This window comes from Nocardia uniformis NBRC 13702 (genome assembly GCF_001613345.1).
Taxonomy (GTDB): domain Bacteria; phylum Actinomycetota; class Actinomycetes; order Mycobacteriales; family Mycobacteriaceae; genus Nocardia; species Nocardia uniformis.
Window position 1 is genome coordinate 20,311 of record NZ_BDCE01000116.1, and the last position, 15,321, is coordinate 35,631.

Genomic DNA, 15,321 nt, shown 5'->3' on the forward strand with positions numbered 1-15,321 from the left:
GCGGTGTGACCGAAGTATGACGTCACCGCGCGAGCGGGGGCCGAATCGCCGCGGGTGGAGTTGAATCGTTCCCATGGTGTCGGCAAGCAAAATCGCACGTTCTCGCATTACCTGGGTGGTCGCCGTGGTGCTGGTTATCGGGCTCGGTATCGGATTGGCGCTGTTCCAGCCGTGGCGGCTGTTCACGAACACCACGGTGGAGGAGGCCGCGCCGACGATCAGCGGGCCCGCGACCCCCGGGGTGCCGGAGCCGAAAACCGTGTACACGGGCACTTTCATCGCCCATGAGCACGCCACCACCGGCACTGTGCGGGTAATCCAGCTCGGTGATGGTCGGCGGGTGCTGCGACTCGAGGATCTCGACACCTCCGACGGGCCCGCACTGTTCGTCTGGCTCAGCGACGCCGAGGTCCTGCCGGGCTCGGACGGCTGGGGCGTCTTCGACGACGGTGAATACCTGAACCTCGGAAACCTCAAGGGCAACAAGGGCAGCCAGAACTATGACATCCCCGCCGACGCCGACCTGACCACGCTGCGCAGCGTGTCCATCTGGTGCGACCGCTTCAATGTCTCCTTCGGCGCGGCCGAGCTCAACGCGGTGTGAGCAGGCGCTGCCACCTTCGGGACTGGTCGGAAGTACCGCACGTCGTGCCCCGTCATTCTGGCGTGCTTTTGGCCCGGAATCCACACTGAGCAAGGTTATGCATCCCGCCCGAGAAGCGCGCCGGAATATGGGGCCGCTTCGGTCACGAGCGGCGGTACTTCCGGTCATCCGCATACCGGTATTGCAGGACCGGTGTCGGCGCCACCCCGGCGTGTTCCAGCCGGGATTCACCGTTGCCGGTGCAGCGCAGTCGATTCCGACCCCAGAGCACGCCGGGATGACGAGCAGGGGGAGCAACAGCGTACGTTCAGGCTCACTGGTTACTCGGAGCCGCGGCGGAGAGGGCAGTGCGGAAGCGGGCCCGGTAGGCCGACGGGGTTACGCCCAGGTGGCGGAGGAAGACTCGGCGGAGGGACTCGTCGCTGCCGAGACCGGAGCGGTGGGCGGCCTGGGTGACGGATTCGCCGGATTCCAGCATGGCCTGGGCGGCCTCCAGTCGGACGGTTTCGACGAAGGCAGCGGGAGTGGTGGCGAGGTGTTCGCGGAACAGGCGGGTGAGGTGGCGGACGCTGAGCGCGGCGCGGGCGGCCATGGCGGGAAGCGAGTGGTCGGCGGCGGGGTTGGCGAGAATCTGGTCGAGTAGGGCGCGCAGGGGCGCGTGGCGGGGGCGCGGAAGGCGGGAGGCGACCGAGAACTGGGACTGGCCGCCGGGGCGTTGCAGGAATACCACCAGGTCGCGAGCCACTTCACGGGCCAGGTCCGCGCCCTCGTCCTCCTCGACCAGGGCCAGGGCGAGGTCGATGCCCGCGCTCACTCCGGCGGAGGTGTACACCGAGCCGTCGCGGACATAGATGGCGTCGGGTTCGACGGTGATCCTCGGGTGGGCGCGGGCGAGGGTCTCGGTGTGCCGCCAGTGTGTGGTGGCGCGGCGGCCGTCGAGGATTCCGGCCTCGGCCAGGGCGAAAGCGCCGGTGCACACCGAGGCGATGCGGTGCGATGATTGCACGAAAGCCGGTATGGCGGCGACGAGTTCGCGTGGTGCGGGGGCGTGCGGCAGGTGCGCGGATCCCGGGACCAGGACGGTGTGCGCGCCGCGGATATCGGCGAACGCGGCGTTCACGGTGAGACTGGTGCCCGCCGAGGTGGTGACGGCATCGCCGGTCGGTGAGCACAGTACGAGCTGGTAGTCGCCGCCCAAATCCCTTGCGGTACTGAAGACTTCCAGGGGCGCGGTGGCATCGAGCAGGCGGACGCCCTCGTACACGGCCACGGCGATTTCACGAATCACCCGCCCAGCCTAATGGCCGAATCTGTGGGGTATGCGGCCAGATGGCCATGGTGGGCGGGGTGGCGCGGCGACGATGCTCGAGCCATGACAACGATCGCCGATATCCGCATCCCCGACAGCACGCTGGCACGCGAAGCCACCGAACTGGTGCGCGACGCCGCCTCCCCGCTGATCTTCGACCACTCCCGCCGGGTATTCCTGTTCGGCACGCTCCAGGGCCGCCGCCGCGAACTCGATTTCGATCCCGAGCTGCTCTATATCGGTGCCATGTTCCACGACCTCGGACTGACCGAACGCTATCGCGACGCCGACCAGCGATTCGAAATCGACGGTGCCGACGAGGCCCGAAAGTTCCTGCACGCGCACGGGATTGCCGATGAGCGCGCCGAACTGGTGTGGACAGCCATCGCACTGCACACCACGCCGGAAATCCCGAGCCGGATGGCACCGGAAATCGCGCTGGTGACAGCGGGTGTGGAGCTGGACGTGCTCGGTATCGGATACCGGGACATCGCCGATGAGATACGCGATGCCGTGGTCGCCGCACATCCGCGCCCGGACTTCAAGAACCGTATCCTGGCCGCCTTCGCCGACGGTATCGCACATCGCCCGACATCGACCTTCGGGAATGTGAAAGCCGATGTACTGGAACGCTTCTCGACCGGTTATGTACGGACGAACTTCGTACAGGTCATCGAGGGGTCGCCGTGGCCGGAGTGATCAGGCGGGGCGGTGACCCAGTTGCCGTGGTGATCAAGCTGGGCGCGGCGCGATCCAGAGTGCCTCGCCCAGTGCGCACAGCTCCCCATCGGGTGTCGAAAGTGCCACGCCGACAGTGCGTTTACGGCCGTCCGTGTGCATCGGCCAGGCGTAGGAAATGTATTCCGCGCCCGCCAGTACCGGTTGGAGTTGGGTAGCGGTCAGGGCGGCGGTGACCGCGCCCGGGCCCATCTTCTGGAAGACCCAGGCCGCGATACCGCCCGGGCAATCGAGGGTCGACCAGACCACCTCGGGGGGCAGTTCGCCGTGCGTATCGGCCAAGCCCTGGTCGGGGGTCCATGCGGCGGCCATGATCCGGCGGTCGGACAGGGACCAGGGAAATAGGCGCAGGCCGCGTCCGGGCGGGCATTCCACGCCGCAGCCGTAGCAGTCGGTGACCTGGCGTGCGGGGGAGGACAGCGCGGCTTCGGTGGCGCTCTTGGCTTCCGACCAGGACGGAGCGGGCGGCGCTACCACGGTCAGGGCGGCCGGGGTGGCTTCGGCCAGCAACCCGTCGTCGGCTCCGGTCAGGATGATTCGGTCGCCGTCGTGCGCGGGTACGCGGATCGGCTGCTCGATCGGTACCGCGCGACGGAAATCGACCCGTACCGTGTCCGCACCTGTGCGGCGCGCGAGCATTCCCGCCACGTACCCGCCGAACGCCACATCGGGATAGCCGTGCACATGCGTCGGGATGGTGATCGTCTCGGTTTCGATCATGCTGTCGGTCGCCCCTTCCCGGCCTGGCGGCCGTCGACACAATCGACGATACCGGCGCCCGGATGCGATGGAATCAGGGGAGTGGCTGCGCCCCCCGTTGAGCCAGCACGATCGTGATAATGCCCGCCTCCTGGTTCTGCTCGGTGATCATCGCGCGCACCGCCTCCTTCACCGCCCCCGACGTCAGCAGTTCGTCCGCCGCCTCGGCCATGGTGACGCCGCCCTGATGATGGCGCAGCATGAGCTGCAGGAACAGGGTTTCCGCGTCGGTGCCGCGTGCGGCGGAGAGGGCGTCGAGTTCGGCGAGGGTCGCCATACCGGGCATCAACCCGTCCTCCGATGAATGGTGATGTGCCGCATCCGGATCGGAGTCGGTGTGCATCCATGCCATGGGGTTCGGGTTGGTGGGCGAGGCATTGGCCAGACGCAACCAACCGAGCATGGTGCCGATCTCGACGCGCTGGGAATCGGAGATCTGCTGTGCCAGTTGCTTGATCGCCGGATCCGCGGCTGGATCCAAGCGTTGGACCATGAACAGGGCCTGCTGGTGGTGCAGCAGCATGTCCTGGGCGAAACCGATCTCGGTCGGGTTCATAACCGAAGGCGTCGCCTGGTCCTGCGGGACGAGTACCGGGCGCAATGCCATACCCACCCCGATCAGTAGTACGGCCATCGCCACGAGTGCGATGGGGCGCAGCAACTTCACGAGCCGACCACCGACCGCTGATCGGCGGGCGGGGTGTACACGCTCTCATCGAGTTGCAACACCATGAAGCCATTGTCATTGCAGCTGGTCCACAGCTGGCTGCCATGCCATTCCGGTGGGGCGAAGCACCAGTCGGTGGACAGGTCACCGAAGGCGATCATGCCGGACCGGGCCGAAAGTGCCTGGCCGAGATCGAATTTGCCCTCCAGGATGGCGCGTGCCGCCGACGGGAACTCCATGGCCGGGACGCCGATGAGGGAGGCGAGGGCGTGCGGGGAGTTCCACAGTTCGAGATTGCGTCCGGTGCGGGCGGGCGGGTTGTAGTAGGCGATCTCGCGAATGGCATACGGGTCGCGGACATCGAGGACGCGGATACCGGAGGACTCCCAACCACAGGCCAGCGCCGTGGGGTTGGTCGGCCGGTCGGCGGCGCAGTAGTGGGCGTCATAGGAGAAGAGCGAACCGCCCATGGCCGAGGCAATCAGGGAATCCTGATGTTCCGGCAGGTTGATCTCCAGCTTGACCTTGGCCGCCACCCGCGGATTGGTCTCATCGGAGATATCGATGAGTTTGACGCCGCCGGAACCACCCTCGTCGACGGTGAACAGGTAGTGCTCGCCGTCATAGGTGACCGGAATGCTGTGCTGGGTCGCCCAGCCATCGGTCCAGAACACCCGACCCAGGTGCGGCACTTGCGGATTCGGGTCGCGGCGCTGCACCGCGCTGATATCCAGCACGGTAAAACCGCCCAGCGCGGACAGGTACATCCGATTCCCATCGGGACTGATCCCGAACCCGTGCGCCTGGACCCCGGTAAGCCCCTGCCAGATGACATGCGGATTGGCTGGATCGGTCAGATCCACTGCACTGACGAATCCGGGCGCGATACCGGAGGCCCAATAGGTCCGTCCATCGGGCGAGAAGCCGCCCTCGTGGGTGGTAATCGGCAGCGGCATCAGCAGATTCGTGCCTGGCCCCGGATTGAGCAGGCGTGGATGCGCGCAATCGGAAATGTCGTAGACCGACAGGTACCCCGCGCCCTCGGCCAGCGGAACACCGGTGCCCACCAGCAGCTTTCGCTCCGCATTGACCTTCAGCGACTCCCAGGTACCGGCGAGCATCGCCGGTTCGGTCAGCGTCGCGGTCACCACCGGATTGGTCGGATCGGACACATCGAGCACCTGCACACCCTGCGACGGGCCGAGGATATTGCCGGGGAAGAACGACCCCGTATACGAGCAGTGTTCGTAAGTGGCCGAGGTAATCCCGGCCCCCCGTCCCACATACCCGCCGACGAACGACATATTGCACCGATACCCCAGCGTGCTGCGCCCACTATTGCGGTCAGCCGCCGGAACGTCCCCCTGCAACCCGGGCTCCGGCATGGAATCGGGCCCACACTCCGCCCGCGGCACCGCGGTCCGCCCCACATCGAAGAACTGCTGCACGGCATTCTCGATATCGGACCGCAGATCCGCCGACGCCCCACCGATAGGCAGCACAGCCACCGCCAGCAGCGCGGCGGCAGCGACCACCCCGGCCTTGGACCGCCGAATCCCCGTGAACCGCCCCATCGCGGCCACCCCCATACTTCTTCCGGCCCGGGACCTCTGTGTCCCCGGTTACACCTGGGGACGGTAAACCATTAACTGACCGGCCGGTAGGGTCCACCGAAGAGTTGGCGGATTCGGCTTACAGTGTGGAGTGCGAACGCAGCGGCCAGCCGACATCGAGTAACCGTTTCTGTCGGTGTGTATGTTGGCCTGCTGTGCAGCGGATTACGGTGAATCTGCCCGACGACCTCGATGAGCGCCTGCGTCAGGTGGCGCAGCTGCGAGGTGTCACGGGCGCCGAGCCGTGTCGCGAAGCCATCGCACACTACCTGCCTGTGCAGACGGAGCGACGATTCGGTGCGGCGGGCGCGGGGCGCAGCGGGCGTTCGGATGTGTCGAGCCGGATCAAAGAGACCCCCGGCCCGGAGTGCACCCGGTAACCGGTGCCAGACGCGTCAGCGGGTAGTCGACGGTGCCTGCCGCTCGATCAGGGCCGAATCGGCGGGACGAAGACAGGGCCAGCGGGACGCTCCCGCATGTAGTGTCGCAGCTTGGTCTTGGTGGCTGTGATCGCGATGATGAGAACGCCCGCGCACACGCTACTCACGAACAGCATCGAAAAGAAGCTCTCGGCCAGGTCTGGCGCATCGCCCCGGTATGCCGACTCATCGGCTCTCCACTTGTCCAATTCGGAGCGGTGAGCACCGATGGTGCCCAGTGAGATGGCAACCAGCCAAGCACCGAGAACGACCTGTTGGGCCGCGAAGAATACGATTCGCTGGTTGGGGGTCAGGAGCTCCCTGTCGTGTCCATGGGCATAGACGGGTGCCGCGGGCGGGTGCCCGGGTTGGTCACTGTGCGGTTGATTGATCATGTTCGAATCCCCCAGTCAGCTCTGGTCTATCGCCGACAAGTTAGCAGGGTGCGACAGGTAGCCAGGAGCCGTGTGCGGAGAACCTCACTGCGGGAGGCGATTTCGGCCTGGCCGCGGACGTAGTCGGCTCGCCCCGCCGGGGTCTCGATGCGCACGGGTTCGTAGCCGTATTCGGCGAGATCGTAAGGGCTGGCCCGCATATCGAGTTCGCGGGCGGCGCAGGCCAGTTCGAAGGCGTCGAAGAGCAGGTCGGAGTCTATGAGCGGGGTCAGTTTGAAGGCCCACTTGTAGATGTCCATATTGGCGTGCAGGCAGCCGGGTTGTTCGCGGTCCACCTGGTCGGCGCGGGTGAGGGGTTCGATATTGCGGGGGGCGGCTTCGGGGGTGAAGAAGCGGAAGGCGTCGAAGTGGGTGCAGCGTAGCTGCATTGATTCCACGACTTCGTCGGTGCCCTGGTGGCCCAGACGCAGTGGGACCTGTTGGTGGCGGACGTCGTCGGTGCGGTACACCATGGCCCATTCGTGTAGGCCGAAGCAGGAGAGCTGGGCGGGGCGCGACGCGGTGGCTTCCAGCAGGCCGGCAATGAATTCGATGGTGCTGCGGCGTTTTTCGAGGAACTCGGGATCGGCGGTCCAGGCCGGGCCCGCCGGTGTCGGGATCTGCTGGTACCCGCGGAATTCCGAGTACTCGGCGGCATCGGCCAGCCCTGTTCCGTAGCCGGGGTGCCAGCGTCGGAGTTGGGCGGGCTTGTGGCCGTAATAGGTGAACAGGAAGTCGATTACCGGATGTTTGGATCCGGCGGCGCGCTGTTCCAGATACGGGCCGATCAGGTGATCGACCCGGGTCCGGTGCGCGGCCGCGCGGGCGCGCCACGCGGGCTGCGGGAGGACCCGCAGCCCGGTGACGCGTAGTTCCGTATCCGACACCGTTATTCGGCGATCCGGTGGGTGGCGTCGCGGACGGTGCCGACGAATTCCTCCACCAGGTCCTCCAGCGCGACAATGCCGACGGTATTGCCGCGGCTGTCCACTACCCGGCCGAGGTGGGAGTTGGTGCGGCGCAACCGTGCCAATGCCTCGAACAGGGTGGCATCGCAACTGATGGTCGGCAGCGGTCGGATATCGGTGCGGGGGATGGGTGTGCTCGGTCCCGCCTTATCGTCGGCGACCAGGTCGAGGACATCCTTGACGTGCAGGTAGCCGACCAGCGAACCGTCGTCGGCACACACCGGGTAGCGGCTGTATCCGGTTTCGGCCACGGCGGATTCGATATCGCCGAGGGTGGTGCCGTCACCACGCAGCGGCACCGAGCGAACCTTGGCCAGCCGCACCATGACATCGGCGACGAAGCGGTCGCTGGAACCCAGGGCCTGAGTGAGGCGACGGTGCTCCTCCTCGTCGAGTAGACCCTCGGAGTGCGATTCGCCGAACATCTCGGCCAATTCGACGGAGGAGACGGTGGCGTCGAGTTCGTCCTTGGGTTCGATCCGCAGCATCCGCAGCGTCAGGTTGGCGGCCAGGTTGTAGATCCAGATGAGCGGACGGGCCAGCCGCAGCCACGCCAGATGGATCGGAACCAGTAGCAGGGCAGAGCGTTCCGGTCCGGCCAGCGCGATGTTCTTGGGAATCATCTCGCCGAGCAGGATATGCAGGATCACCACGATGGTCAGCGCCACCGCGAACGCGATCGGATGCAGGAGCTGCTCCGGCACACCGATCAGATCGAACGGCCGCTCCAGCAGATGCGCCACCGCCGGTTCGCCTACCCGACCCAGCAGGATGGAACAGATGGTGATGCCCAACTGCGCCGCCGCCAACATCATCGACAGGTTCTCACCCGCCTTGATGACCGTATCGGCGCTGCGTTTCCCTTGCGCGGAAAGGGCTTCCAAGCGATCGCGGCGTGCGGAGATGAGCGCGAATTCGGCCGCCACGAAGAAGGCGTTGCCGAGGAGCAGGAAGACAGCGAGTAGTACCGCTAGCCAATCACCCATTGCCGTGCCCCCATTCCGCGAGGGTATCGGCGTCCACCGGGCGCAGCAGCACCCGATCGATGCGGCGGCCGTCCATTCGCTCTACCTTCGCGATCCAGCCACCGGCGGTGTGTGGTTCGAAAGGCGGCTGGGAACCATTGCCGGGCTCCGGGAGCAGCACCTCGTCACCGGTCACCGGGATCCGGCCCAACCGGGTCAGCACCAGACCGCCGAGGGTTTCGTATTCGCCTTCGGGAGCGTCGTATCCGGTGGTGCGTGACACCTCGTCGATGCGCAGCAGACCCGAGCAGTTCCAGCCCGCGGCGGTACGGCGCACGTCGAGTTCCTCCTCATCGTGCTCATCGCGGACGTCGCCGAGGATCTCCTCGATAATGTCCTCCATCGTCACAATGCCCGCGGTGCCGCCGTATTCGTCGACCACCAGGGCCACCTGCATACCGTCGGCGCGCACGCGTTCGAGCACCTCATCGCCGTCGAGGCTGGCGGGCACGATCGGCACCTGCTGCGCGATGGTTTTGAGTTTGATGGTCCGGCGCGCCCGCACCGGATGCAGGAACGCCTGTTTGATGTGCACCACGCCGAGGGTGTTGTCGAGATCGCCGTCGATAACCGGGAAGCGCGAATAGCCGGTGCGCCGGGCGGCATCGATGAGATCGGCGATGGTGTCGTCCTGGTCCAGGGATTCGGTTTTCACGCGCGGGGTCATGAGCTCCTCGGCGGAGCGTTCACCGAATTGCAGCGACCGGTCCACCACCTGTGCGGTGCGCTGATCGATGGCCCCGCGCAGCGCGGAGGTGCGCACCAGCGAACCCAATTCCTGCGGGGAGCGCGCCGACCGCAGTTCCTCGGCCGGTTCGATGCCCAGTTGCCGCACCGCCCAGTTGGCCGTGCCATTGAGGAAATGGATCATCCACTTGAATGTCGTCGAGAACGCGACCATCGGGCCCGCGGTGAATCGCGCGGTGCCCAGCGGTGCCGCGATAGCGATGTTCTTCGGCACCAGTTCGCCGTAGATCATCGACAGCGAGGTGGCCAGAATCAGCGCCAGCGCCAGCGAAATACCGTGTGAGGCACCGGAACTCAGGCCGAACGTGCTGAACAGCGGTGCGAACAGCTTGGCCAGTACGGGCTCGGCGATATAGCCGGTGATGAGCGTGGTGATGGTGATACCCAGCTGTGCGCCGGAGAGCTGGAACGACAGGGTGCGATGGGCTTGACACACCTGCCGGGAGCGGCGGTCGCCGGTGCGGGCGTGCGACTCCACGGTGGAGCGTTCCAAAGCGGTGAGTGAGAACTCCGCGGCCACGAAGAGGGCCGTTCCCGCTGTCAAAGCCACGAAGCCGAACAGGGAAAGAATGGTGAACACGGTGGACACTGTCAGCACCACCGGGCCATCGAATGTGGTGGGGATAGTGCTGGGAGGACGGTGAAGCCGGGTTTGTCACCCGGCTCGGTAGAGGAGCCCTCCTGTACGGCGCCCTCGGACGCGGGTGACAACTGGTTCCTTTCGCAGGTCGAATATGTGTGTCGGAGCCGGTTCGCGAGATCGATCGCGCCTCGGATCCGGCAAGCCCATGCTACCGGCAGCAGAGGCGGGCCAGCGCGTCGGACGCGCGAAACCCGGCGGTCCCGCGCAAGTGCTCGGGTCCGCCGGGTGGTGCGATGCGGGTTTCCTACCGGGTGGGTGGTTACCAGCCGGACGGCAGCGGGCGGCCTTCGGCGAAACCGGCGGCCGACTGCACACCCAGAATGGCGCGCTCGTGGAATTCGCCCAGGTTGCGCGCACCCGCGTAGGTGCAGGAGCTGCGCACACCGGAGGTGATGTGATCGAGGAGGTCCTCGACACCCGGACGTTCGGGATCGAGGCGCATGCGCGAGGAGGAGATGCCCTCCTCGAACAGGGCCTTGCGAGCGCGGTCGAAGGCGCTGTCGGTGGCGGTACGCGCGGCGACGGCGCGCTTGGACGCCATGCCGAAGCTCTCCTTGTAGCGGTTGCCGTCGCGGTCGACGCGCAGGTCGCCGGGCGACTCGTAGGTGCCCGCGAACCAGGAGCCGACCATGACATTGGACGCGCCGACCGCGAGGGCCAGTGCCACGTCGCGCGGATGCCGGACGCCACCGTCGGCCCACACGTGCTTACCGAATTCCTTGGCGGCGGCGGTACATTCGGCCACAGCGGAGAGCTGCGGGCGGCCCACACCGGTCATCATGCGGGTGGTGCACATGGCACCGGGACCCACCCCGACCTTGATGATGTCGGCACCGGCCTCGATGAGGTCGCGGGTACCGGCGGCGGAGACGACATTGCCCGCCACCAGGGGCACGCCGAGATCCAGGGCGGCGACCGAGCGCAGCGCCTCGATCATCTTGTTCTGGTGGCCGTGCGCGGTATCCATGACCAGCACATCGGCACCGGCGTCGACGAGGGCCTTGGCCTTGGCGGGGATATCACCGTTGATACCGACGGCGGCGGCGATTCGCAGCTGTCCCTGCGCGTCGACGGCGGGCTGGTAGATACCCGTGCGAATGGCTCCGGTGCGGGTCATGATGCCCGCGAGGGTGCCGTCACCGTTCACCAGTACCGCGATATCGCGATGTCCGGCGTGCAGCAGGTCGAAGATCTCGCGCGGCGAGGTATCGGCCGCGGCGGTGACGAAGTCGGTATCGGCGACGGTACTGAGGCGGGCGAACCGGTCGACATCGCCGCACGCCGCCTCGGTCACCACCCCGACCGGCTTACCGTTCTCGACCACCACGACCGCGCCGTGGGCGCGCTTGTGAATGAGCGCCAGCGCATCGGATACCGACTGCTCCGGGTCGAGGGTGACCGGCGTATCGGCGGTGAGCGAGCGGCTCTTCACGAAGGCGATGGTCTCGGCGGCGGCCGGGATCGGCAGATCCTGCGGCAGCACCACGATGCCGCCGCGGCGGGCCACGGTCTCGGCCATCCGGCGGCCGGAGACGGCGGTCATATTCGCGACGACAATCGGAATGGTGGTGCCGGTCCCGTCACTGCTGGACAGGTCGACATCGAAACGCGACGTCACATCCGTCCGGCTGGGGACGAGGAAGACGTCGTCGTAGGTCAGGTCATAGGGAGGATTATCCCCAGGAAGAAACTGCACGTTTTGCCATGGTAGCCGAATGCTGGGAGTGTGCGGGCAACCGGGGCGGCGTGTGGGATCGATCGTGGGCCGACCTCGACGGCGTCGATGTCGGGGGACCACGTCAGTCCGCGGCGATGACCTCGATCTCGAGTAGCCACTTCGGGTCGAAGATCCCGGCGAGCACGACCGTCAGCGCGGGTCGGTGGTCGCCGAGGATCTCCGCGCGGACTTTCGTGTTGACCTCGGCCACGGCGCGGTCGCTCAGGTAGGTGGTCACCTTGACGATGTTCGGGGCGGTCATGCCCGCATCCGCCAGAGTTGCCAGAATATTTGCCCAGATGATCCGGCACTGTGCTTCGGGATCGGTGGGTACGGAACCGGTGCTGTCCTCGGGGATCTGTCCGCTGACGAACAGCAGGCGTTGGGCTCCGAGCACCTCGAGACCGTTGGTGTATCCGCCGATCGCTGCGGGCACTGAATCAGGATCGTGCGTATGCCTTTCCACGACTGGCCATCGTAAGACCGAATCGGGGTGAGGTACCTGGAATCGCGAGTACTCGCCGACGCCTACCTTCCGCGAGCGCGGCGGCGGGGCCGTGACTGCTGTGCCTGCTTTGCGGCGATGCGCCCCCAGGGGTCGTTGGGGGTGCGGGGCTTTCGGGGTTCGGCGGAATCCGAGTGCGGTGCGACAGCTGTCGGGTCGGGCACCGGATGGCCCGAGGGTCGGCGCGCGCCGGTGATGTCGGTGAGGCGGCGGTCGCCGGGGCGGACCTCGACATCGGTGACGGAAACGCCTGCGCGGGCGACCAATTCGGTCCAGTCCTGGCGGGCGTCGGGAGTGACGATGGTGACGACCGTACCGGTCGCGCCCGCGCGGGCGGTACGGCCGGCGCGGTGGACATAGTCCTTGTGGTCGGCGGGCGGGTCCACGTGGACGACGAGGGAGACGTCGTCGACGTGAATGCCGCGGGCCGCGATATCGGTGGCGACCAGGACCGGTGCGGTGCCTTCGGTGAAGGCGGCGAGGGTGCGGGTGCGCTGGTTCTGCACCTTGCCACCGTGCAGGGCGACCGCGGCTACGCCCGCTTCGCGCAGGCGGCGGGCCATTTTCTCGACGCCGTACTGGGTGCGGACGAACAGCAGGGTGCGGCCCTGTCGGGCGGCGATTTCGGTGACCACGGCATGTTTGTCACTGCGGCGTACAAGCAGGCCGTAGTGGGTGATGGCGGGGCCGGATTCGGCGGCATGACCTTTGTCGGCCGCCGATTCCGACTGTGCGGCACCGGAATCGGTCACGGTGGCACCGGAATCGGCACGGGCGGCGGTGGAAACGGCATTGGAGGCCGCGGGATCGGCAGCGCTGTCGCTCACGCTGTCGGCGGCGGCCGCTGCACCGGTTGTCGCCCTGGCCGAGTCGTCGGCTGCGGTGGAGTCCGGTACGGCGGTGGTGACCGTGTGCTGCACCGGAGCACGCAGATAACGTTGCACCAGGGCGTCCACAGCCTCGTCGAGAGTGGCTGAGAACAGCAGCTTCTGGGCCTCCTCGGGCACCCGGTTCAACACCGCGGTGAGCTGGGGGATGAAGCCCAGATCGGCCATATGGTCGGCCTCGTCCACGGTAATGACCCGCACGTCGGACAGGTCGATGGCCTTGCGTCCGATGAGATCGGTGAGGCGGCCAGGTGTGGCGATGAGCAGATCCACGCCACGGGCGAGTCGCTCCTCCTGGCGTTTGATCGGCAACCCGCCCACCACGGAGGCGACGCGAACACCTTGCGACAGCGCGGGTTCGTCGAGGGCGGATTCGATCTGATGGGCCAGTTCGCGGGTGGGTGCGAGGATCACGCCGCGCGGCCGCTTCGGTACGGCGGGCGCACCGGAGAGCCGGACCAGCATGGGAATGCCGAAGGCGAGCGTCTTACCGGAACCCGTTGCGGCGCGGCCCAGGACATCGCGACCGGCGAGAATATCCGGAATGACCGCGGCCTGAATGGGGAACGGCTTGTCGATACCGCCGCGCCGCAGCGCATGCAGCAGGACCGGCGCCAAGCCGAGGTCGGAGAACTCCAGCGGCCGCATCACGACCGCCGCCTTCAATTCGCCCTGTGCGGGCACGGTATGCGCTCGATCCGCGCTCACCGGTGCGACATTCGCCGAATTCTCGCGCACTGAAGCCTCGTTCGCCGGTGTGGCCCCCGTCGAGGTCTCGTCTGCCGCGCCGGCGCGCGACGCCTCGTCACCGTTGCGCGCGGTGCCCGCGTGATCGGATGCCTCAGGCACGCGTCACCAGGCGATGCAGCTCGGTGAGCCACGGAATCGCGACCGCCAGGGTCGGCACCACCAGGATCGTGGCGGCGGCCAGGTAGGCGGCAGTGGCTTCGCCGATACCGCCGAGCGGACCGGCCAGACGCTGGATGCGGATCAGCGTGGACGGTCCGCCGACCGAGAGCGCACCCTGCGGCGCAACCGAATTCGAGCAGGCCACCAGGGCACGAGCCAGCGGAGTCGGCCCGGTGACCTTCACGGCCGAATCGTCGGCGAGCAGCTCGATGAGCAGTTTCACCGAGTCGAGCGCGGATTTGGAGCGCACCACCCGGGGGAAGGCCTCATGCGCGGCGGTGAACGCCTCCAACACGAGATCGTGGCGGGCCCGCAGGTGCGAGCGCTCATGGCTGACGATGGCGGTGAGCTCCTCATCGGAGAGATTTGTCACGGCGCCCTGGCTGAGCACCACACGCTGGCGCAGTCCGGGCAGGCAGTAGGCGAGGGGTTCGGTGGCGGCGAGTACGCGGATATCGGCGGACTTGCGTTCCACGCTGCTCTGATCGAGCAGATCGACCAGCATGCGATGGCGGGCGCGGCGACGGCGAGTGTGGATACCGACCCGGATCGCCGACCAGATGAGACGGCCGCCGATCATGAGGGTCAGCGCGAAAACGGTGACATAGGCCAGCCACAGCGGCAGACCCAGGGCATCGATCTCATCGATCGGCGCGGTGGTGGGCCGACCGTCGGCACCGGGGACCAACAGCCGACTGGCGATGGCGAGTCCGGATCCGAAGGCACTCAGTACCGCTGCCAGCGCGACCGCCTGCCACAGCACCAGTGCCGCGCGCGGATTTCGATAAGGCCAGGTGGCTCGGCTGAGCAGCGCCGGAGCCGGTCCCGCCAGGAACAATGCGAGACCGGCGAATACCGGCGCGGTTACGTCCATTCCTCAGCTCACTGCGTTGTGGGGGCCAGGTGCAGAGGCTGGTGCAGTGATCAGACTTCCGAGTCGTCGGTCGGCTTCCTGCGTGCCTCGTTGTCTTCGAGCTTAGCGAGTGCATCGCGCAGAGCGGCAGCCTCGTCCTTCCCGACGTGTTCAACGAAGTGCACCAGCGCCGCCCGGCGGCTGCCGACTTCGTCCGCCTGCTTCAGGGCGTCGAACATCAGACTGGCGACGAGTTCGTCGCGCGTGTGGACGGGCGCGTAGCGATGCGCGCGATCATCGCGCTGCTGAACTACCAGATTTTTCTTGGCCAGTCGCTGTAGGACGGTCATCACCGTGGTGTAGGCGAGTTCGCGGCGCTGTGCGAGGGCCTCGTGAACCTGGCGCACCGTTTGGGGTTCATCGGCCGACCACAACTGGTCCATGACCGCTTTCTCGAGTTCACCAAGTCCTGCCATCCCCTGATTCTACGGAGGCAACGACAAGAATGCGTACTACAGGGTGTC

16 protein-coding genes are annotated in these 15,321 nt (G+C 66.9%); 3 read left to right on the plus strand and 13 right to left on the minus strand.

All coding sequences use genetic code 11. From position 1 onward, the window contains the following. The first annotated feature begins 73 nt into the window (after window positions 1–73). A complete protein-coding gene (locus NU1_RS37915; protein ID WP_067529082.1) occupies window positions 74–604 on the plus strand; it encodes a DM13 domain-containing protein in 531 nt (176 codons plus the stop codon). A gap of 313 nt (window positions 605–917) precedes the next feature. Here NU1_RS37915 and NU1_RS37920 read toward each other — a convergent pair whose 3' ends face one another. After that, a complete protein-coding gene (locus NU1_RS37920; RefSeq protein WP_067529083.1) occupies window positions 918–1,892 on the minus strand; it encodes a GlxA family transcriptional regulator in 975 nt (324 codons plus the stop codon). Window positions 1,893–1,976: 84 nt separating this feature from the next. Here NU1_RS37920 and NU1_RS37925 point away from each other — a divergent pair, with 84 nt between their 5' ends. Then, window positions 1,977–2,612 carry an HD domain-containing protein gene (locus NU1_RS37925; protein ID WP_067529084.1) on the plus strand — a complete coding sequence of 212 codons (636 nt, stop codon included), beginning with the start codon at window positions 1,977–1,979 and terminating at the stop codon, window positions 2,610–2,612. Between the two features lie 33 nt (window positions 2,613–2,645). Here the strand turns inward: NU1_RS37925 and NU1_RS37930 are convergent, their stop codons facing one another. The 3 genes from NU1_RS37930 to NU1_RS37940 all read right to left on the minus strand — a co-directional run bounded on the left by NU1_RS37930 (window position 2,646) and on the right by NU1_RS37940 (window position 5,651). Beyond that, window positions 2,646–3,371, minus strand: a complete 726-nt coding sequence (locus NU1_RS37930; protein ID WP_067529085.1) for a PaaI family thioesterase — start codon at window positions 3,369–3,371, stop codon at window positions 2,646–2,648. Between the two features lie 73 nt (window positions 3,372–3,444). Then, window positions 3,445–4,077, minus strand: a complete 633-nt coding sequence (locus NU1_RS37935) for a DUF305 domain-containing protein (protein WP_443093791.1) — start codon at window positions 4,075–4,077, stop codon at window positions 3,445–3,447. Then, a complete protein-coding gene (locus tag NU1_RS37940) occupies window positions 4,074–5,651 on the minus strand; it encodes an LVIVD repeat-containing protein (protein WP_067529111.1) in 1,578 nt (525 codons plus the stop codon). Before NU1_RS37940 ends, NU1_RS37935 begins: the two co-directional genes overlap by 4 nt. A gap of 194 nt (window positions 5,652–5,845) precedes the next feature. On the opposite strand from NU1_RS37940, the gene NU1_RS37945 reads away from it, so the two are divergent. After that, on the plus strand, window positions 5,846–6,070 hold the full coding sequence (locus NU1_RS37945) for a YlcI/YnfO family protein (protein WP_067529086.1): 225 nt from the start codon (window positions 5,846–5,848) through the stop codon (window positions 6,068–6,070). A 47-nt stretch (window positions 6,071–6,117) separates the two neighbouring features. Here the strand turns inward: NU1_RS37945 and NU1_RS37950 are convergent, their stop codons facing one another. The 9 genes from NU1_RS37950 to NU1_RS37990 form a co-directional block, all read right to left on the minus strand. Beyond that, window positions 6,118–6,504 carry a hypothetical protein gene (locus tag NU1_RS37950; protein WP_067529087.1) on the minus strand — a complete coding sequence of 129 codons (387 nt, stop codon included), beginning with the start codon at window positions 6,502–6,504 and terminating at the stop codon, window positions 6,118–6,120. A 26-nt stretch (window positions 6,505–6,530) separates the two neighbouring features. Further along, the gene (locus NU1_RS37955) at window positions 6,531–7,400 is read right to left on the minus strand and encodes a 3-methyladenine DNA glycosylase (RefSeq protein WP_067529113.1); all 870 of its coding nucleotides are present in this window, start codon (window positions 7,398–7,400) and stop codon (window positions 6,531–6,533) included. Between the two features lie 32 nt (window positions 7,401–7,432). Next, on the minus strand, window positions 7,433–8,497 hold the full coding sequence (locus tag NU1_RS37960; RefSeq protein ID WP_067529088.1) for a hemolysin family protein: 1,065 nt from the start codon (window positions 8,495–8,497) through the stop codon (window positions 7,433–7,435). Next, the gene (locus tag NU1_RS37965) at window positions 8,490–9,872 is read right to left on the minus strand and encodes a hemolysin family protein (RefSeq protein WP_067529114.1); all 1,383 of its coding nucleotides are present in this window, start codon (window positions 9,870–9,872) and stop codon (window positions 8,490–8,492) included. The genes NU1_RS37960 and NU1_RS37965 overlap by 8 nt, the downstream gene beginning before the upstream one ends. A gap of 313 nt (window positions 9,873–10,185) precedes the next feature. Next, on the minus strand, window positions 10,186–11,622 hold the full coding sequence (locus tag NU1_RS37970; RefSeq protein ID WP_067529089.1) for a GuaB1 family IMP dehydrogenase-related protein: 1,437 nt from the start codon (window positions 11,620–11,622) through the stop codon (window positions 10,186–10,188). 103 nt (window positions 11,623–11,725) lie between these two features. After that, entirely contained in the window at window positions 11,726–12,079 is a 354-nt protein-coding gene (locus NU1_RS37975; protein WP_212762293.1) for a RidA family protein, read from the minus strand. 92 nt (window positions 12,080–12,171) lie between these two features. Beyond that, entirely contained in the window at window positions 12,172–13,683 is a 1,512-nt protein-coding gene (locus NU1_RS37980) for a DEAD/DEAH box helicase (protein ID WP_084522183.1), read from the minus strand. A gap of 193 nt (window positions 13,684–13,876) precedes the next feature. Then, complete coding sequence (locus NU1_RS37985; RefSeq protein WP_067529092.1) at window positions 13,877–14,818, minus strand: M56 family metallopeptidase; 942 nt, start codon at window positions 14,816–14,818, stop codon at window positions 13,877–13,879. Between the two features lie 50 nt (window positions 14,819–14,868). Then, the gene (locus NU1_RS37990; RefSeq protein ID WP_067529093.1) at window positions 14,869–15,273 is read right to left on the minus strand and encodes a BlaI/MecI/CopY family transcriptional regulator; all 405 of its coding nucleotides are present in this window, start codon (window positions 15,271–15,273) and stop codon (window positions 14,869–14,871) included. Window positions 15,274–15,321 lie beyond the last annotated feature (48 nt).